This is a genomic window from Aureimonas psammosilenae (assembly GCF_009176975.1).
Lineage (GTDB): Bacteria > Pseudomonadota > Alphaproteobacteria > Rhizobiales > Rhizobiaceae > Plantimonas > Plantimonas psammosilenae.
The window spans coordinates 204,389-223,519 of the sequence record NZ_WEZG01000001.1; the positions used below are offsets into that span (position 1 = coordinate 204,389).

The window sequence follows — 19,131 nt, forward strand, 5'->3', positions numbered from 1 at the left end:
TCATCTGTAGGTGAGCCTGTCGATCATCGGCTTGGTGACGAGGCAGATGCCGCTTGCCGTTCGCCGGAACCGCTGCGCGTCGAGGTCCGGGTCCTCGCCGATCACGAGGCCGTCCGGGATGTGTACGCCGCGATCCACCACGACGCCTGAAAGCCTCGCACCGCGACCGATCTCGGCATGCGGCAGAACCACGGCGTGGTCGAGCGAGGAATAGGAATGCATGCGAACGCCGGTGAAGAGCAGCGAGCGCTTCAGGCTGCCGCCGGAAATGATGCAGTCGCCCGACACGAGCGAGGACACCGCCGAACCGCGCCGACCTTCCTCGTCATGCACGAACTTGGCCGGCGGCGTGATCTCGGAATAGGTCCAGATCGGCCAGTCGCGGTCGTAGATGTCGAGCGGCGGCAAGACGTCGGTGAGGTCGATATTGGCCTGCCAATAAGCGTCCACCGTGCCGACATCGCGCCAATAGGCGTCGGTTTCCATGGCCGAGCGCACGCAGGATGTGTTGAAGGAATGGGCCTGGGCTTTGCCGTGCCGGACGATGTGCGGAATGATGTCCTTGCCAAAGTCGCGCGACGAGTTCGGGTCGGCTGCGTCGCGGCGCAACTGGTCCATGAGGAACTTCGTCTCGAAGACGTAGATGCCCATGGAGGCGAGCGCGATGTCCGGGCGGCCGGGCATGGCCGGCGGGTCCTTCGGCTTCTCGATGAAGTCGGTGATGCGCCCGGTCTCGTCCACATGCATCACGCCGAAGCCGACGGCCTCCATGCGCGGCACTTCCAGACAGCCCACCGTCACGTCCGCTCCCGAATCGACGTGATTCTGGAGCATGATCTCGTAGTCCATCTTGTAGATGTGATCGCCCGCCAGGATGATCATGTAGCGGGGCGCGTAGTCCTCGATGATGTCGGCGTTCTGGTAGACCGCGTCCGCCGTGCCGGCATACCACTGGTCCTCGGACACGCGCTGGGACGCGGGCAGGACGTCGAAGCTCTCGTTTCGCTCCGGCCGCAGGAAGTTCCAGCCGCGCTGGAGATGGCGGATCAACGAGTGCGCCTTGTATTGCGTGGCGACGCCGATGCGGCGGATGCCGGAATTCAGGGCGTTGGACAGCGCGAAATCGATGATGCGCGTTTTGCCGCCGAAATAAACGGCCGGCTTGGCGCGGGTATCGGTCATTTCCATCAGGCGGCTGCCGCGCCCGCCCGCCAGAACATAGGCCATGGTGTCGCGCGCGATGGGCGCGTGGCGCTTGCGATCCGTCATCCTGTTCCTCCCCGGGGACTCGACGCTTTTTCTTCCCGTCCGCGGGTTCTTCGAATGACTCGCGGCTTTCCTTTCATTTTCTAGCACCTTATCCGGTTTCGGAAAGCGCGCTGGCCTCAAGAAAGCGAAGCATTTCTGTTGGAAAGGCGCCCGCGAGAGGGCGGGCGCCTTGTTTGGTCACGCGCCGGTCGGCGCGTTCCAGATGTCCTTGGCATATTCGCGGATGGAACGGTCGGAAGAGAACCACGCCATGCGCGCCGTGTTGTGGACGGCCTTGGTCGCCCAGGCGTCCTTGTCCTGCCACACGGCGTCGAGCCGGCGCTGGGTCTGCCAATAGGTCTCGAAGTCGGCGGCGATCATCCACCAGTCGTTGCCGTAGAGGTTCTCCACCAGATTGTCGTAGCGGCCCGGCTCGCAGAACACGCCGTGCGAGATGGAATCCAGCGCGCCTTTCAGGATGGGGGAGGCTTCGATGATCTCGCGTCCCGTCGCGCCCGAGCGGCGGCGGCGGGAAACTTCCTCGTCGGTCAGGCCGAAGATAAAGAAGTTCTCCGCCCCGATATGCTCCAGCATCTCGACATTGGCGCCGTCCAGCGTGCCGATGGTGAGCGCGCCGTTCATCGCGAACTTCATGTTGCCGGTGCCCGACGCTTCCAGGCCCGCCGTCGAGATCTGTTCCGACAGGTCCGCCGCCGGCATGATCTGCTCGGCAAGGCTGACATTGTAGTTGGGCAGGAACACGACCTTCAGGAGGTTCTGCACGGACGGATCGGAATTGACGACGCGCGCCACGTCGTTGGCAAGATGGATGATCTGCTTGGCATTGGCATAGGACGGGGCCGCCTTGCCGGCGAAGATCTTGACGCGCGGCTGCCAGGCGATCTCGGGATGCGAGCGGATCTGGTCGTAGAGCGCCACCGTCTCGATGATGTTCAGGAACTGGCGCTTGTACTCGTGGATGCGCTTCACCTGGACGTCGAACATGGCCGCCGGATCGACGGTGATGGCGAGGCGCTCCTCGATCGTCTTGGCGAGGCGCTCCTTGTTCCGGCGCTTCACGGCCATGAACTTCTCGCGGAAAGCGGCGTCGTCCGCCAGCTTGTCGACATCCTTGATCTTGGTGATGTCGTCTTTGAAGCCGGGGCCGATGGCCTCGGTCAGAAGCGCGGTCAGGCCCGGATTGCATTCCATGATCCAGCGGCGCGGCGTGACGCCGTTGGTCTTGTTCTGGATGCGGTCCGGATAAAGCTGGTGCAGGTCGTGGAAGACCGTCTTCTTCATCAGGTCGGTATGAAGCGCCGACACGCCGTTGATCGCGTGGCTGCCGACGAAGGCGAGCTGGCCCATGCGCACGCGCCGGCCCGAGCCCTCGTCGATCAGGGAGATCGCGGCGATCCCCGCGCCGTCCATGTTCTTGGCCTGCGCTTCGCGGATAACTTGAGCGTTGATCGCGTAGATGATCTGCATCTGGCGCGGCAGAAGGCGCTCGAAGAGGTTCACCGGCCAGGTTTCGAGCGCTTCGGGCAGAAGCGTGTGGTTGGTGTAGGAGAACACGGCCTTGGTGATGGTCCAAGCGTCGTCCCAGGGTATCAGATGAACGTCCACCAGAAGGCGCATCATCTCGGCGACCGACACGGCCGGATGGGTGTCGTTGAGCTGGATCGCGACCTTGTCGGGCAGCGTCGAGAGGTCGCCGTGCCGCTTCAGATGGTGGCGGATGATGTCCTGCAGCGAGGCGGAGGAGAAGAAATATTCCTGGCGCAGGCGCAGTTCCTGGCCGGCGAGATGCGAATCGGCGGGGTAAAGAACCTGCGTGATGGAGTTGGCGCGGTTGGCTTCCAGAAGCGCGCCGATATGGTCGCCCGAATTGAAGGCGTCGAGCAGGATCGGATCGAGCGCCTTGGCGCTCCAAAGGCGCAGCGTGTTGACGCGCGCACCCTTCCAGCCGACGATCGGCGTATCGTAGGCGACCGCCAGAACGCGCTCGGCCGGACGCCACACCTGGCGCGACGGCTTGCCCGGCTCCTCGATCGACATGACCTTGCCGCCGAAGCCGATCTCGAAGGAACGCTCGCGGCGCTCGAACTCCCAGGGGTTGCCGTGCTCCAGCCAGGTTTCGGGCAGTTCCACCTGCTGGCCGTCGGCGATTTCCTGGCGGAAGAAGCCGTGGACGTAGCGGATGCCGTAGCCGAAGCCCGGCACGCCGGTGGAGGCCATGCTCTCCATGAAGCAGGCGGCCAGACGCCCGAGGCCACCGTTGCCGAGAGCCGCGTCCGGCTCCAGAAGCTCGATCAGGTCGATGTCGATGTCATAGGCCGAGAGCGCGTCGCGCACCGATTCCGACAGGCCGAGATTGTTGATCGCGTCGCGCAAGAGGCGGCCGATCAGGAACTCCATCGAAAGATAACAAACGCGCTTGGCGCCGCTCGCGACATTGCGGGCGTTGGAGGCCAGCCAATGATCGACGATGCGGTCGCGCACCGCCAGCGTGGTGGCTTCCAGCCAATCGTGGCGGCGCGCGGTGGCCGGGTCCTTGCCGATCGCATAGGTCAGCTTCTCGGCGATCTCCTTGGCGAGCGCGGCCGAGTCGTTGCGGCGCGGCGCGGGCTTCGGGCCTGCGATCGCGACCTCGTCGGGCGCGACGCGCGAGGCGGCGTCGGTCTGGCCTGTCTTCTCGGCAGCGGAGCTCATGCCTTATCCCCTCATGTTCCGGATCGCGTGAACGAGGCCGGCCGTTGATCCATCATGTCCCGACGTGCCTTCCTCGCCGGTCACCACCGGAAGAAGGCTCGTCGCCAGTTCCTTGCCGAGCTCGACGCCCCATTGATCGAAGGAGTTGATCCCGAACAAAGCGCCTTCGACGAAGACCCGGTGCTCGTAGAGCGCGACGAGACGCCCGAAAGTCGCCGGATCGAGCAACCTATAAAGGATCATTATGGACGGCCGGTTACCGGCAAATTCCCGGTGAGGCGCTATTCTTTCCGCTTCTGCCGCGTCCGCGCCCTTGTCCAGAAGTTGCTGCCGGGCTTCCTCGATGGTGCGCCCGCGCATCAGCGCTTCGGCCTGCGCGAGGCAGTTGGCGAGAAGAAGATCCTGATGGACCTTCAGTTCCGGCTCGTGGCTGTTGGCCCCCACCATGAACTCGCAAGGCACCGTGTCCGTGCCCTGGTGGAGCAACTGGTAGAAGGCGTGCTGGCCGTTGGTGCCGGGCTCGCCCCAGACGAGGGGGCCGGTCACGGTGCGCGTCGGCTCGCCGTCGAGCCCGACATGCTTGCCGTTCGACTCCATGTCGAGCTGTTGGAGATAAGCCGGCAGGCGCAGGAGGCGCTGGTCGTAGGGCAGGATGGCGCGCGCCGGATAACCCTGCGCGAGGCGGTGCCACCAGCCGACGAGGCCGAGGATGAGGGGAAGGTTCTCTGCTGCCGGAGCGTTCTTGAAATGCTGGTCCATCTCGCGTGCGCCCGCCAGAAACTCGCGGAAGCGATCCGGCCCGATCGCGATCATCACCGGCAGGCCGATGGCCGACCACACCGAATAGCGGCCGCCGACCCAGTCCCAGAAGCCGAAGACGCGCGACTGGTCGATGCCGAACTTCGCCACCTTGTCGAGCGCGGTGGAAACGGCGACGAAATGCGCGTTCACCGCCTCCTCTCCGAGGGCATCGGCGATGAAGCGGCGCGCCGTCGCGGCGTTCGTCATGGTCTCGATCGTCGTGAAGGTCTTGGACGCGACGATGAACAGGCTGGTCTCGGGATCGAGAAGCTTCAGCGTGTCGTGGATATGCGCGCCGTCGACATTCGAGACGTAATGGGCACGGGGTCCGTCATGATAGGGGGCGAGCGCCAGCGTCGCCATGACCGGGCCGAGGTCGGAACCGCCGATGCCGATATTGACCACATCGGTGATCGCCTTGCCCGTCGCGCCCTTGATCGCGCCGGAGCGGATGCCGTCCGCGAATTCGGACATGCGGGCGAGCACCTCTTCGACCTCGGCGCCCACCTTTTTGCCGCCTGTCTCGAAGCCGTCTTCCGGCCGCCCGCGCAGGGCGACATGCAGCACCGCGCGCCCTTCCGTGGCGTTGATCGGCGCGCCGGCGAACATCGCGTCGCGCTTTTCCGCCACCCCGGCACGGGCGGCAAGATCGAACAGGGCGTCGAGATCGTCCTTGCCCAGGGCGCATTTGGAGATGTCGAGGAGAAGGTCGCCGAGCGCGAAGCTCAAGCTTTCGAAGCGGTCCCCATCCGTTTCGAAGCGCTGGCGGATACCTTCCGCTCGTGCCGCCGCGCCGCGCTGGCGCAGGGCCGCGAAACCGTCATTTGCAGGAGTCTCGGGCATGGGGTTCCCCTCGGATGCGCTGTCGAACCGGCTTTGGGCGGGAGATTTATCATCCGATGCGCAAAGAGCGATAGGGCGGCCCCGCATTTCGCATGGCGGGCTGTTCGTTCCCAGGATCGGGCCTCGCGGCAAACCATCGCCGGCGAGGCCCGGAAGTATATCGTGTTGTTTTTCCTTCTTGGCCGGGAACGGATCGCGGATTCGGCTGTTTGAAGCAACGTGTCGCCCACAGCGATTGCCGAACACGCGCAGCGCGGCCTGCCTTTCGAGGGGGGCTTTCGGGCAGAAGAAAGGAAGTCCATCATGAAGAAGACGATCCTCGCCGGCGCTATCGCCCTCATGGCCGTTTCCCCGGCCTTCGCGCAGAGCGCCATGACCACCGACACGGCGCCGACCGGCTCCATCGGTTCCGGCACCGACTACACCATCGTGTCGCGCCGCGCCGAAGCCTCGAAGAACGCCAACACCAAGACCGACCCGATGGCCGTGCAGCGCACGATCGACGCCAATCCGGGCCTCGCCGAGAAGCTGGAAGCGCAGAGCATTCCGCGCGACTCGATCGAATCCCTCACGGTGAAGCCGAACCGCGAAGTGACGATTTACGTCAAGTAAGACGGACTATTACGGTCCAGACAAACGCGGCGCCCTCGGGTGCCGCGTTTTTTGTTTGTGCGCTATCGCGCGTTTGATGCCGAAGGGAGCCGCATCGGCTTCCATCGCGGCCCCGATACGGGCTCGCCTCGAGGCGATGAGGTTCCGCGGCGAGCCGGCGCAGCCTGCTGCGAACGCGGCTTTTAGTATTCCTTCTCGTAGAAGATGCCGACCTCGCCGCCGCCCTCGGCCGTGACCGCACCGGACGCCTTCAAACCCTTGCCGATATCGATGTTGATCGAGGCGCGACCGGTGGAGTCGACGCCGAGATAGGTCCGGTCGTTCAGATACTTCCCGACGCCGACCGCCGTTTGGCCATCGGCCGTGGTGCGCACGTCGAGATCGTCGACGCCGAGCTGGGAGCGCAGATTTTCGAGCAGACCCGTCGAGCCGCCGACGCCGGCAAGCTGCGCTGCGGCTTCCGCCAGTTGCGCGATCTGGAGCGGCGACAGGTTCGTGGTGCCCTGGTTGAAGATGAGGCGGGCGAGCACCTCGTCCTGCGGCAAGGCGGGGGAGGAGGAGAAGTTGAAGCTCGGATCGTTGGCCGGTCCCGTCACCGCGACCTGCACCGTCACGTCGCCCGTATCCGAGGTCGCCACGAAGTCGAGAAGCGGGATCAGGTCGCCCGTGAAGCTCAAGGTGCCGCTTTGGAAGTCTAGCCGCTTGTTGAGGATCACGAGACGCCCGCGCCGGAGCTCGAAGCCGCCGGTAATGGCGGGCGCGCTCGCCGAACCCTGGATGCGGAGCGAGCCGCCGAGCTGCGCGTCGAGACCGCGCCCGCGCACGAAGATCTCGCTCGGCGCGTTGAAAGCGATATCGAGATTGATGCCACCGCCGCCACCGCCGCCCTTGGATGGCGGAAATAGCTCGTTCTGCTGCTTGGCGACGCGCGGCGGCGCGTTGCGGCGCTTTACGTCGATGCGCGACAGTGAGGTCGGGAAGCGCGCGGGCACGAGGATATCCATGCGCCGAACGTCGATCGAACCGGCGAGAAGCGGCGTCGCGGTGAGCTGCCCGGTGAGGCTAAGCGCCGCGTTCAGCCGGATCGCGACGATCTCGCCGTCGGAGTAGCGCCCGTCGGCAAGCCGCACCTGGATGTCGGCGGGAAAGCCGTTCGTCAGGCCGAGCGTGCCGCCGGCGGTGATCGTCCCCCCGGCCGCGAGGTTGGCGCGGAAGGAGGAGATCGTCGCCGTCTGGCCGGAAAGCGTGATCGTCGTCGCGATGTTGCGCACGGCGACATTCGCGCCCGTATCGGTGAAGGTCGCGTCCGTCGTCGAGATCGTGCCGTTGACGTTCGGTGCGGCGGCCGTTCCCGACACGGCGACATCGATCCGTGCCGTGCCCTGCACCGCCCGCCCGCCCTCGGCGAGGATGCGGTTGGCCAGAGCCAGCGGTGCGGTCCCGTTGGCGCGGATGTCGAATTGCGGCGTGCCCGCCAGCCCGACCCGGCCGCCGGCGGTGAAGTTCAAGCCGCCGCCGCCCGTCAGCCGCGTGTCGAACTGGAGGTTCCGGTCGCCATAGCGCCCGTTCGCGGTGATCCCGAGCGGGCCGACGCCGGCTTGCCGCGTTTGCGCGATCGTGAAGCCGGAAAGGTTGAGGTCGAACTCGGCATTCGGGTTGGAGGCCGGGCCGGTGGCGCGCGCCGTGCCGTTGAGGCTGCCGGTCGGGTCGATGCCGGACGCGGCCGCGCTCGCCAGCGAAGCGGGGAGGTTGCGGATCGCGACTTGGAGGTCGAGATCCTGTCCGGCGCGTCCGGTGATATCCACCGTGCCGGAGCCGACCGTCACGCGTGCCGTCTGCAGGGCTACCGCGCCGTTCTCGTACCGGCCGTTCGCGACGGCGTCGATGGCGGGTGCGCGGGCGGCCCGCGTTTGGGTAGTGGACACGTCGTCGGCGCGGATGTCGAAGGTGGCGGCCGGGTTGCTGGTGGAGCCCGTCGCGCTCGCCTTGCCGTTCAGCGTGCCGCGCGCGCCGAGCCCCGGCACGAAGCCGTTGGCGAGGGCGACGGGAAGGCGCGCGAGCGTCACGTCGATATCGAGGCGCTGGCCGACCGTGCCGGTGGCCGTGATCGTGCCGTCGCCGACCGCGATCCGCGCCGTGCCGATCTCGGCCGTGCCGCCCGCATAGCGGCCGGAAAGATCCAGGCTGAGCGGGGGAACGCTGGCCTTTCGCGCTTCCGTCGTGGTGATCTGGCGGCCCTCGATCTCGAACGTCGCCTGCGGATCGGAAACCGAGCCGGTTGCCTCAGCGCTGCCCGACAGGGTGCCGGATGCGCCGAGATTGGGCACGAAACCGTTGGCGATGGCGACCGGCAGATCGTCCAGCGCGACATCGAGATCGAGCGCGCGCCCGACCGTGCCGCTCAAGGACACCGAACCCTCGCCGATCGTCGCGCGGGCGCTGTCGAGCGTCGCCGTGCCGCCGGCATAGCGGCCGGACAGGTCGAGTTCCACCGGCCGCAGCGACGCCGCCTTGATCTGGCGCGTGGTGATCGCATCGCCCGACAAGCGGAAGGTCGCGGCCGGATCGGAGAGTGAGCCCGTCGCCGCGGCGCTGCCCGTCAGGGTGCCGCCCGCGTCGAGATCGGCTATGAAACCGTTGGCGAGCCCGACCGGCAGGCGCTGCATGTCGACCTTGACGTCGAGGGCTTGCCCGATCGTGCCGACGACGTCGAGGAAACCCTCGCCGACATTCACCCGCCCGCGTTCGATGGTCGCAGTCTTGTTTGCGACATTGCCGGCGATGTCGAGCGTGAGCGGTGCGATGCCGGAGGCGGCGATGCGCTCGGCAGTGATGCCCTGGCCGGTAAGGGCGAAGGTCGCATTCGGGTTGTCGATCGCCCCCGTCGCCCGCGCGTCGCCCGAAATCGTGCCGCGCGCGTTCAAGCCCGGCACGAAGGCGTTGGCGAGGCCGACCGGGACTTCCCCGAGCCGCACGTTCAGATCCAGCGCGCGCCCGACGCGCCCGCTCGCCTGGATCACGGCTTCGCCGATATTGACCACGGCCGTCCGCAGATCGGCGGTGCCATCGGCGAAAGCGCCTTCCACGCGAAGCTGGGCGGGCGGGATGCCGGCGGCGCGCACTTCGGCGGCGCTGATGCCGGAACCCGACACGTCGAAGGTGGCGGTCGGGGCGGCACCCGTTCCGCGCAAAGCCGCCGAGCCGGAAATCGTGCCGCTGGCCTTGAGGCCCGACACGAAGCCGTTGGCGAGCGCCACCGGCACCTCGGACAGGCGAGCGTCGACATTCAGGGTCTCGCCGGCCGTGCCGGATGCCTGAAGGAAAGCGCTGCCGATCGTGGCCCGCGCTTCGCGAAGGGTGAGAAGCGCGTCGGCATAGGTGCCATTGGCGCGAAGCTCGATCGGCGGCACACCCGCTGCGGCGACCTCGCGTGCGGTGATGCCGGTGCCGGAAAGATCGAAGCTGGCATTGGGTTGGCTTGCCGGACCTTCGACACGCGCCGTGCCCGACAGGGTGCCGGACGCGTCGATGCCGGACACGAAGGCATTGGCGAGCGCGGCCGGCAGGCGGTCGAGCTCGGCGGACAGGTTCAGGGTCTCGCCCGCCGTTCCCTGGAGCCGGAGCGAGCCGTCGGCTGCGTTGAGGGTGATGGGCTGGATCGTCGTCGTGCCGTTCGCGAGCGTGATTTGGGAAGCCTGCGCCAGGGACACGGCGGCGTTCGGGATCGCGGCGGTGAGCTTTTCCAGCGAGATCGCGGTTTCCGTGGCGCCGAGCGTCGCGACGCCGGCCAGTTCCACCGGCACGCCGTTGGCCGTGGCGCGGGCATCGAGCCGCGTGCCGTCGCCGGCGCGCGACAGGTCGACCGTGAGGCCTTCCACCGAAACGCCGCCGGCGGTGATGCCCTGCGCGCGGATCGTGCCACTCGGCAGCGGCTTGCCGAGATAGTCCTCGACATCGAGGTCGAGCGCGACATCGGTGAGCGTGTTGCCGGCCGCCGTCAGGCTGTTCGAGGTGAGGTTCACGCTCGCGAGGGGGAAGTCGCGATCGTTGACGGAAAGGTCGATGCGCCCCGAAAGGTCGCCGCTCGCTTGTTGAAGGGCAAGCGCCGCGAGCGGGCCGATATCCTCGACATCGACGTCGAGCCGCCCGACCGGCGCGCCGACCTCGCCGATTTTGAGATCGCCGGTGACGTTGTTTGGTCCCTGGCGGATGGCGAGATCGGAAATCTCGCGGTCGCCGGAGGGAAGCGTCGCAAGGTTGGCCGTGCCGGACAAGGGTTGGCCGTCGAGCGTGCCGGTGAGGTTGAGCGAGCCGCGCGGCGTTTGCCCGGTGAAGCTCCCGCGCGCCTCGGCCTTCAGGTTCGCCAGTTCCCGCCCGTTGACGCGAAGGCCCTGGCTGTTCAGCGACAGGTCGACGTTCGGCTGCGCGGTCGGGCCGTTGGCCAGAAGCGCGAAATCCGCCTTGCCGCTGATCGCCGAGCCTTCCTGCGGTTGCACGTCGAGATTGCCGCGCACATCCGCCTGGACCTCGTCGCCCGACAGGCGCGCCGAACCGTTGACGGTGAGGCCGGTGCCGCGAAGTGCCAGATCCTGGACGCCGAGCGTGCCCGCTGCGTCGCGCGTCGCCCGGCCCGAAAGCTGCGTGCGCTCGCCAGCCAGCGGCACGAGGGCGGCCGACAGGGCGAGCGTCTGGAAGTCGCTGGACAGGGTGAGGTCGAAGGTCGAGAAGTTCAGCGCCGCCGTGCCCTGGATGGCGGCATTGGCCGCGCCGGTCGTGATCCGGCCGTTGGCGAGTGTCAGGCTGTTGTTGCCGAGTGACCCGTCGGCATCGATCGTGACGCGCCCTTCCGTGAAGCGCTGGCCGATGCCGTCCGGCATCACGACCGCGCCGGCATTGGCGGTAAGGGACAAGGGACCTGAGAGCGCCTGGAGATCGAAGCCGCGCGCGGTGGCGGACAGGGCGAGATCGCGGGCGGCATAGGGGCCGTAGCCGGCCTGGGGGAGGTTGGCGGAAAGGTCGATATTGGCGGCAGCCAGCGCGCCGGCAAGCTTGGCTTGGAGGCGCGAAACGTCCACCACCGTCTGGCCCGTTCCTTCGCCGAAGCGCAAGGGGATCGGCCCCCCATCGGGGCTGGCGAGAGCCAGATCGAGCGCCGTTTGCGGCCCCGCCCGGTCGAGCGTGCCGGACGCGTCGAGCCGAAGCACGTCGGAGGACAACCGCACGGCTTCCAGCCCGAGAACGCCGTCCGGCCGGAACAGGACATTGGCGTCGAGATTGGCACCGCCCTTCACGTAGGGTTGGACGGCTTCCGGCGCGAAGCGCTCGGCTGCGACGTTCAAGGTGGCGGCGAGGTGCCGCCCTTCCGGCCGCCCTTCGACGCGGGCTTGAAGACGCGCGGCCTCCTCGTTGCCGACATTCAGGGCGCCGTTGGCGGCGAAGTTGTCGAGCGGGCCGGAGCCGGTGACGGTAAGCTGCACCGGCGGCGCGCCGGGAATCTTCAGGAGGCTCGCGACGAGGCCGCCCGCCGGCTCGCCGGCATCGACATTGACGTCGAGCCGGTTCTCGGCCGGCGCGAAGAGCACGTTGGCCGCGACCCGTCCCGGCTGGTCGAGGCGGTTGAGGTTGAGATTGGTTTCGAGCCGCGCCGGATCGCCCTGGAACACGAGCTTGGCGTCCAGCGACAACCGCGCCGGCGTGCCCGCCACGGCTTCACCCAGCACGAACTCGGTGATGGCGAGGCGCTGAATATCGGCGGTGAAGTTCGGCAGCCCGCCGCCGGAGGACTCCGTGGCGGGGGAGGGCGGGAGTTCGGGCAGGCGGTCGAAACTGATCTGCCCGGCGGTCAGCGATTGGACGGCGATGTTGCGGCGCGCGATCTGGAGCGGCGACCAGTCCATCGCGAGGTCGCGGGCGGTGAGGAACGGACCCTTCGGGTCGGAAACCGTGACGCTGTTGATGCGAAGGTTCCCCGTCAGCGCGCCGGACAGTCCATCGATCTGGACTTTGAGAGAGTCGGTGGAAACGAGATTCTCGATCTGCCGGGCGATGAATTCCTGCGCCCGCGCTTCACGGCCAAAGCCCGCGAAAGCGAGGGTGACGATCGCGATCGCGATGAAGAAACGAAGCTGGCGCATGGTCAGAAGGCCTGTCCGATGCCGGCATAGATCTGGAAGCTCTGGTCCCGGTCGCTCGGCTGCGCGGGGAAGCCGACATCGACGCGGATGGGACCGAAGCTCGTGAGGTAGCGCGCGCCGATGCCGTAGCCGATCTTGAAGTTCGAGAAATCGGGCGCGAGATCGGTGCCGACCGCGCCGCCGTCCACGAAAGGCACGATCTGGATGTTTTCCGTCACGCCGAAGCGCAGTTCCAGATTGGTCTCGAACAGCGACAAGCCACCGGTCGGCGTGTCGTTGAAGCTCTCGTCCCCTGTCGGTCCGAGAATGTCCGGAAAGAAGGGGCTGATCGTCTGGTACTGGTAGCCGCGCACCGAACCGCCGCCGCCGGCATAGAAGCGCCGGTCGTTGGGCACGTCCTCGAGGTCCGCGCCGACCACCGCGCCATAGGAAACGCGGCCCGCCACCACGAAGCGGTTGGAATCCGTCAGGGAAAGATAGGTCGAGGCGTCGGCGCGCGCCTTCAGGAAAGGCGCGCCGCCTTCGATCTCGTAGGACGGCTCGCCGTAGAGCTTGCCGACGAAGCCGCTCGTCGGGTTCAGTTTGTTGTCGCGGCTGTCGTAGGTATAGGTGATCGGCAGCGAGGCGATGAAATATTCCGCGTCGCCGAGATAGTCGGTGATGGTCTCGTATTCGAGGCGCAGACGCGCTTCTACCGTTTGCTGGTCGTCGATGGCGTATTGCGCGCCGCTTGTCACCGCGATCGAGTTGCGGTCGTAGGCGAGCGGATGCTCGCTGATCGCCTCGATGGAGCCGATGTAAACGGAATCTGGGCCGAGAACGCCCGGCTTCTTGAAGACGAGCGAGGCCTTGTAGTCGAGGTCGTCGGTGTTGCGCACCGTGTCGTCGGAGGCCAGACTCGCGCCGATGCGCGATACGGAAGCGTCGAGCCGCAGGCTTTCGGCCCGGCCGAACAGGTTGCGGTTGCCGATATAACCCGAAACGCCCGCGCCGTCCGTGTTGGAATAGGTGCCGCCGATGCCGAAATAATTGAACTTGCGCTCGGCCACCTCGACCTGCACCGGCAAGGTGCCGTCCTCGGCCTGCGCCTTGCCTTCCTTGACGCTGACCGAGGAGAAGACGTCGAGCTTCACCAACCGGTCGCGCGCCTTCTTCAGATCGGCGGGCGAGAAGACACCGCCCTTCTCGATGCCGGTCATATAGGCGACGAAACCCGGATCGACGGCCTTGGTGCCGTCCACGAAGATGTCGCCGAAAGGCACCTTTTCGCCGGGCGAGATGCCGAGACGGTAATCCAGCGTCTTGGTGTTGGAATCGGCGACGACATCGCGCTGCGTGACCGCGACGAAGGGCCGGCCCTCGTTGCGCAGCGATTCCAGAAGCTTGGCCTCCGAGTCCAAGATGCGCGTCGAGGCGGCCGAGGAACCGGAGGCGAGATCGTAGGTCTGAGGGTCGACCGGCGCGCCGTTGGCGCGGATATCGACGCGGCCGACCGTGAACGCCTGGCCGGGCTCCACCACGATCTGCACCGGCACGGGGCCGCTCGCGGTGTTGAAGGTCGCGTCCGGCGCGAGCGTCGCGATGTCCCGGCCCTCGATCAGAATGGTGACGAGCCCGTCATAGCGCGCGTTCTCGTAAAGGGCGGCGACGAGCCGCTTGCGGTCGGTGCGCGCCTTGGCGAGGAGGCCGAGCGAGCCGGAAACCGGGTCGTCCTTGTCCGCGACGAGGGTGGACGCGGCGTTCAGCGCCTTTTCCAAGTCCGCATCCGCCGGCTGCACGGCCAGCGTCACGGTGTAATTCACCGGATCGACGATGTCGGCCGTCGGATCGTTCTCGCTTTCGAAAAGCTTCAGGCCGAAGATGCTGATGGCATCGGCCGGCACGGTCGCACCGAGCGTCAGCCCAGCCGCGACGGCAAGCGCGGCGAAGCTTGGCGCGGCGAAGCCTCGCGCGGCGCGGGGACCACGCGGTGCGCCGCTTTGGTCCCGGCCTCGAATCATCGTCGCCTTCAAACGCCTACTCTGGACATGCTGCCGCCCGATCAGTCTTTCCCTGTCGCGCGATCCCGAGGGCATGGCGGCATCGCCCCACCGGTCGCCGTCGCGCGTCGTCGGTTAGGATGCCCAAAAATCCTCTCAGGACAACATACGCTCCTTGTCCGAGGCCGACATTCTCGTGAGCCGCAGACGATTCCGCCATCCCATGTGCCCATGCCGTCACAGATTGCGGCAGGCCCAAGGCCGTCGACCGGCACGAATGCCGCAGAGAGCCTTCGCACAAAGGAAAGGGCCGGCTCCGAGGCCGGCCCTTTCGATACTGCGCTCCGACCTCATCAGGTCAAAGGCGGCATTCCCTCAGAACGCCCGGACGGGCGAAGTAGGTGTTCGTGCGATAATCGTAGGTCCGGTAGCGGGCCGCGCAACGATCGGCGCGGCTGTAGTGCCGGACGGGGCGGACCTCGCGATAAACCGGAGCCGGCCGGTAATACACGCGACGCTCCACATAGGCCGGACGCTCGATATAAGCTGGGCCTTCCAGAACGACGCCCGGACGGCCGTAATAACCGCCGCCATCGTAGCCGTTGCCGTAATAGCCGCGCCCGTAATAACGGCCATCGTCATAAGGGCGGCTGGTCAAAGCCGTGCCGAGCAGCGCGCCGACGCCGAGGCCGATGGCACCCGCCGCCAGAGCGTCGCCGCCATGGTTGCGCCAGCCGCGACGGTAGCGCCAGCGATCGTCGCCACCCCAACCGCCACCACCGCGGTAATAGCCGCCATGCCCATAGCCACGGCCCCAATAGGGATCGGCGGACGCGCTGGGGGCGCTGAGGCCCACCATGCCGGCGGCCAGCGTCGCGGCGGCGCCGAGGCTCAGGAGAAACTTCCTCATCTTGCACCTTCCGAAGATTCGAAACGAAATCCAAGCCTTGAACGCGAACAGATGGCGAGGAAGGAGCTTGGGTGTTCGCGGTGAAACTCGGCTTGCCCCATTTCGTTCCAGCAACGGCAAGGTTTGGCCGGTCGGAAATGTCGCAGCCGAAGGAGTGGAAAAACGCTAGGCGCGGTGGCCTGAACGGAACATGAACGCTATGTTCTCCACATGGCCGTTCTCACCGTTCGACAGAAGCTCGCGATCCTGTCCGACGCCGCGAAATACGATGCGTCCTGCGCGTCGAGCGGCTCGGAGAAACGCAATTCCCTGAAGTCCAAGGGCATCGGTTCGACGGAAGGGTCGGGCATCTGCCACGCCTATGCGCCGGACGGGCGATGCATTTCGCTCCTCAAGATCCTGATGACGAACTTCTGCATCTACGATTGCATCTACTGCGTGAACCGCTCGTCCTCCAACGTGGCGCGCGCCCGGTTCAGCGTCGACGAGGTCGTGCGTCTCACCATGGACTTCTACAAGCGCAACTATATCGAGGGCCTGTTCCTGTCGTCCGGCATCATTCGTTCTTCCGACCACACGATGGAGGAAATGGTCGCCATCGCGCGCAAGCTGCGGATGGAGGAGAATTTCGGCGGCTATATCCACCTGAAGACCATTCCCGACGCCTCGCCGCTTCTGATCGAGCAGGCGGGGCTCTTCGCCGACCGTCTGTCGATCAATATCGAACTGCCGACCGATCTGTCGCTCGGCGCGCTGGCGCCCGAGAAGGATGCGCGCGACATCCGCCGCTCCATGGGGCACCTGCGCTCCAAAATCGAGGAGCATCGCGGCGAAGCCAAGGACCGCGCGAAACCGAAGCGCTTTTCGCCCGCCGGCCAGTCGACGCAGATGATCATCGGCGCCGACGGCTCGGACGACGACGCGATCCTCGGGCGCTCGGAAAATCTCTACGGCAATTACCAGCTTCGCCGGGTTTATTATTCCGCCTTCTCGCCGATCCCGGATTCGTCGAGCCGGCTGCCCGTGTCGCGTCCGCCGCTGATGCGCGAGCACCGCCTGTATCAGGCCGACTGGCTGATGCGCTTCTACGGTTTTGAGCGCAACGAGATCGTGTCGGGCGGGGAAGGGGGGATGCTGGACCTTTCCATCGATCCCAAGCTCGCCTGGGCGCTGAAGAACCGGCATCTGTTCCCGGTCGACGTCAACCGCGCCGACCGCGAGATGCTCTTGCGCGTGCCGGGCTTCGGGACGCGGGCGGTGAAGCGCATCCTGTCGACGCGCTTCCACAAGCGCCTGACGCTGGATGACGTCGCCAAGCTCTGCCAGTCGGTGGAAAAGGTGCGACCCTTCGTGACGGCGCACGGCTGGTCGCCGGGGCGCTTCGCCGACCGCGAGAACCTGCGCGCCGAGTTCGCCCCCCGCATCCGCCCGGCGGCGGAGCAGTTGAGCCTGTTCTGACAGGTCAGGGAGCCCAGGGGTCCACGAGGCGTAAGCCTCTAATTCCGCGAAAGTCGGAAACATTGCGGGTGACGAGCGTCAGGTCGTGGACGAGGGCGGTGGCGGCGATGAGGGCGTCGTTAACCGGTCTTGGGTTGGGAACGCCAAGCGCTGCACATCTCAACGCGATCGTTTCCGTGACAGGGAGAGTAAGTCCGCTGCCAAGCGCGCTGCGATAAAGGATGAACCATTGTCTCAGAACAAGGCCCTGAAGTGGATCTCGGAACTCCGCTTGACGTATACCTTGCTCGATCTCCATCAGAGTGATGATCGACACAAAACAACGTTCTTTGGGCAGGTTGCCTAAGATAGCCAGAACTTTACTCGAGACACGGTCTGGCCGACGGAAAGTTGAAACGACATTCGTGTCGAAAATGAAATTGGTCATTCGAGATCGATGGGTGTCGCTCGCGCTGGACCACGATAACGCGGCGGGTCGAAATCGAAATCGGCTTCGGGGCGCATATCGGCAATGGCGTCCAAGATCGAACGTGGACGATCCTTGAGTCTTAGATATTCGTCATGCGTCATGAGAACGAAGGCGGGCGTTCCGTCCTCGGTAAGGACAACGGGGCCATTAGCGGCAGCTTTTGCCGCCGGCGCGATCTGATCGTTGGCCGACGGCATAGGAAATGTGGTTCTGGCGGCGTTGGACATGGTCGAACCTCCCGATCGCAATCGTTGCACATATCTTAATCGCAGCGCGCGTGAAGGTCCACGAAGATGGGTGAACGCTTCCGTGCCGTCAGCGTTTCCCGAGCGGTTCTTTCCGTCATCATCGTGAGATATCCATGTTCTTCGCCCGCCTGTCCCACCCCGCCGATTTCGACGGATGGCGGGAGGCTGCACGGCGGGCGGTAGCGCTGGGCGTCGCGCCGGATGAGATGAGTTTCGTCGTGGGCGAGGAAGCACCCGGTCTTTTTGCCGAGCCCTTGCCCGAAGAGATGCCGGACGACGCGCCGCCGATCGCCGTGGCCAAGGCTTTCCCCGATCTTGCCCGCAACATGCTTTGCCATTCCGATCCCGAGCGGTTCCTCCTCGCATATCGCCTGCTCTGGCGGCTCCAAGCCGAGAAGGGGCTGCTCGAAGTCGCTTCCGACGACGACGTGATCCGCGCCCGCGAGATGGAGAAGGCGGTTTATCGCGACGCGCATAAGATGAAAGCGTTCCTGCGCTTTCGCGAGATCGAGACGGGCGAGGGGCGGCACTACATCGCTTGGTTCGAGCCGACGCATCACGTGGTGGAACTGACCGCCCCCTTCTTCATGCGGCGCTTCGCCGGCATGGTCTGGTCGATCCTCACACCCTTGCGCTCGGTCCATTGGGACGGCGCGGACCTTTCCTTCGGTCCCGGCGCATCACGCGAGGACCGGCCGAAGGAGGACGCGGCCGAGGATCTCTGGCTCACCTACTACGCCTCGATCTTCAACCCGGCGCGGCTGAAGGTGAAAGCCATGCAGGCCGAGATGCCGAAGAAATACTGGAAGAACCTGCCCGAGGCGACGCTGATCGAGCCTCTCATACGCGGCGCGGAGGAGGCGTCGCGTCGCATGCTGGAAACCGCGCCGACCCTGCCGAGTTTGCGTCACGAACGGGTGATGGAGATGGGTGAGATGGCGCGGGCGGCGAAGGTGGCGGCGGTGCCGCATGGGGGCAACCAGCCGCAAACGCTGGACGAGGCACGCGCCGAGGCCAAGCACTGCAAGGCCTGCCCGCTTTGGGAGCCTGCGACGCAGACCGTCTTCGGCAAGGGGCCGGAGGATGCGCCCGTGATCTTCGTCGGCGAGCAGCCGGGTGATCAGGAGGATCTTGCGGGCGAGCCCTTCATCGGCCCGGCCGGCAAGGTCTTCGATGCGGCGCTCGCCGAGGCTGGGATCGACCGGACCCAAGCCTATGTCACCAATGCCGTGAAGCACTTCAAGTTCACCCCGCGTGGCAAGCGGCGCATTCACCAGAAGCCCACCATGGGAGAGGTGAAGGCCTGCCGCTTCTGGCTGGAGATCGAGCGCGACATCGTGAAGCCGAAGCTCGTCGTGGCGCTCGGCGCGACGGCGGCCGCCACGGTTCTCGGCAAGACCGTGACGATCCGCGACACCCGCTCCAGGCTGATCGACATCGGCGGCGACACGCAGCTCCTCGTCACCGTCCATCCCGCCTACATCCTGCGCCTGCCAGACCCGGACGCGCAGAAACGCGAAACGGAAGCCTTCCACGCCGATATGGGGCTCGTGCGTCGGACGGTGCCGGAGATCGCGTTGGCGGCGTGAGGTTCCCATCTGCGCAACCCTCAGCCTCTGCCTTACCCTCATCCTGAGCTTGTCGAAGGGGAGGGTAACGCACCACCGTCGTGCCGAGCGCCCGCCCTTCGACAGGCTCAGGGTGAGGGCTTTGGGGT

The 19,131-nt window shown here is 66.2% G+C and carries 11 protein-coding genes; 3 read left to right on the top strand and 8 right to left on the bottom strand.

Annotation, left to right across the window (positions count from 1 at the left end; all coding sequences use genetic code 11):
- From glgC to pgi, 3 genes are all read right to left on the bottom strand, one after another.
- Positions 1 to 1,269 (bottom strand): glucose-1-phosphate adenylyltransferase, encoded by a 1,269-nt coding sequence (glgC, locus tag F9929_RS00990; protein WP_152044660.1) that lies wholly within the window; start codon positions 1,267 to 1,269, stop codon positions 1 to 3.
- Between the two features lie 177 nt (positions 1,270 to 1,446).
- Positions 1,447 to 3,960 (bottom strand): glycogen/starch/alpha-glucan phosphorylase, encoded by a 2,514-nt coding sequence (locus F9929_RS00995; RefSeq protein ID WP_152044661.1) that lies wholly within the window; start codon positions 3,958 to 3,960, stop codon positions 1,447 to 1,449.
- Between the two features lie 3 nt (positions 3,961 to 3,963).
- Complete coding sequence (gene pgi, locus F9929_RS01000; protein ID WP_152044662.1) at positions 3,964 to 5,604, bottom strand: glucose-6-phosphate isomerase; 1,641 nt, start codon at positions 5,602 to 5,604, stop codon at positions 3,964 to 3,966.
- 303 nt (positions 5,605 to 5,907) lie between these two features.
- Here pgi and F9929_RS01005 point away from each other — a divergent pair, with 303 nt between their 5' ends.
- Positions 5,908 to 6,216 carry a hypothetical protein gene (locus F9929_RS01005; RefSeq protein WP_152044663.1) on the top strand — a complete coding sequence of 103 codons (309 nt, stop codon included), beginning with the start codon at positions 5,908 to 5,910 and terminating at the stop codon, positions 6,214 to 6,216.
- A 182-nt stretch (positions 6,217 to 6,398) separates the two neighbouring features.
- Here F9929_RS01005 and F9929_RS01010 read toward each other — a convergent pair whose 3' ends face one another.
- From F9929_RS01010 to F9929_RS01020, 3 genes are all read right to left on the bottom strand, one after another.
- Entirely contained in the window at positions 6,399 to 12,350 is a 5,952-nt protein-coding gene (locus F9929_RS01010; RefSeq protein ID WP_152044664.1) for a translocation/assembly module TamB domain-containing protein, read from the bottom strand.
- A gap of 2 nt (positions 12,351 to 12,352) precedes the next feature.
- On the bottom strand, positions 12,353 to 14,350 hold the full coding sequence (locus tag F9929_RS01015; RefSeq protein ID WP_152044665.1) for an autotransporter assembly complex protein TamA: 1,998 nt from the start codon (positions 14,348 to 14,350) through the stop codon (positions 12,353 to 12,355).
- Positions 14,351 to 14,687: 337 nt separating this feature from the next.
- Positions 14,688 to 15,239 (bottom strand): BA14K family protein, encoded by a 552-nt coding sequence (locus F9929_RS01020; RefSeq protein ID WP_152044666.1) that lies wholly within the window; start codon positions 15,237 to 15,239, stop codon positions 14,688 to 14,690.
- A 210-nt stretch (positions 15,240 to 15,449) separates the two neighbouring features.
- Here F9929_RS01020 and F9929_RS01025 point away from each other — a divergent pair, with 210 nt between their 5' ends.
- On the top strand, positions 15,450 to 16,697 hold the full coding sequence (locus F9929_RS01025) for a putative DNA modification/repair radical SAM protein (protein WP_152044667.1): 1,248 nt from the start codon (positions 15,450 to 15,452) through the stop codon (positions 16,695 to 16,697).
- Between the two features lie 4 nt (positions 16,698 to 16,701).
- Here the strand turns inward: F9929_RS01025 and F9929_RS01030 are convergent, their stop codons facing one another.
- Together F9929_RS01030 and F9929_RS01035 are read right to left on the bottom strand one after the other, a co-directional pair.
- A complete protein-coding gene (locus F9929_RS01030; RefSeq protein WP_152044668.1) occupies positions 16,702 to 17,124 on the bottom strand; it encodes a type II toxin-antitoxin system VapC family toxin in 423 nt (140 codons plus the stop codon).
- Positions 17,121 to 17,393, bottom strand: a complete 273-nt coding sequence (locus F9929_RS01035; RefSeq protein ID WP_235918927.1) for a type II toxin-antitoxin system Phd/YefM family antitoxin — start codon at positions 17,391 to 17,393, stop codon at positions 17,121 to 17,123. Before F9929_RS01035 ends, F9929_RS01030 begins: the two co-directional genes overlap by 4 nt.
- A 134-nt stretch (positions 17,394 to 17,527) precedes the next feature.
- Here F9929_RS01035 and F9929_RS01040 point away from each other — a divergent pair, with 134 nt between their 5' ends.
- Complete coding sequence (locus F9929_RS01040) at positions 17,528 to 19,003, top strand: UdgX family uracil-DNA binding protein (RefSeq protein ID WP_152044669.1); 1,476 nt, start codon at positions 17,528 to 17,530, stop codon at positions 19,001 to 19,003.
- Positions 19,004 to 19,131 lie beyond the last annotated feature (128 nt).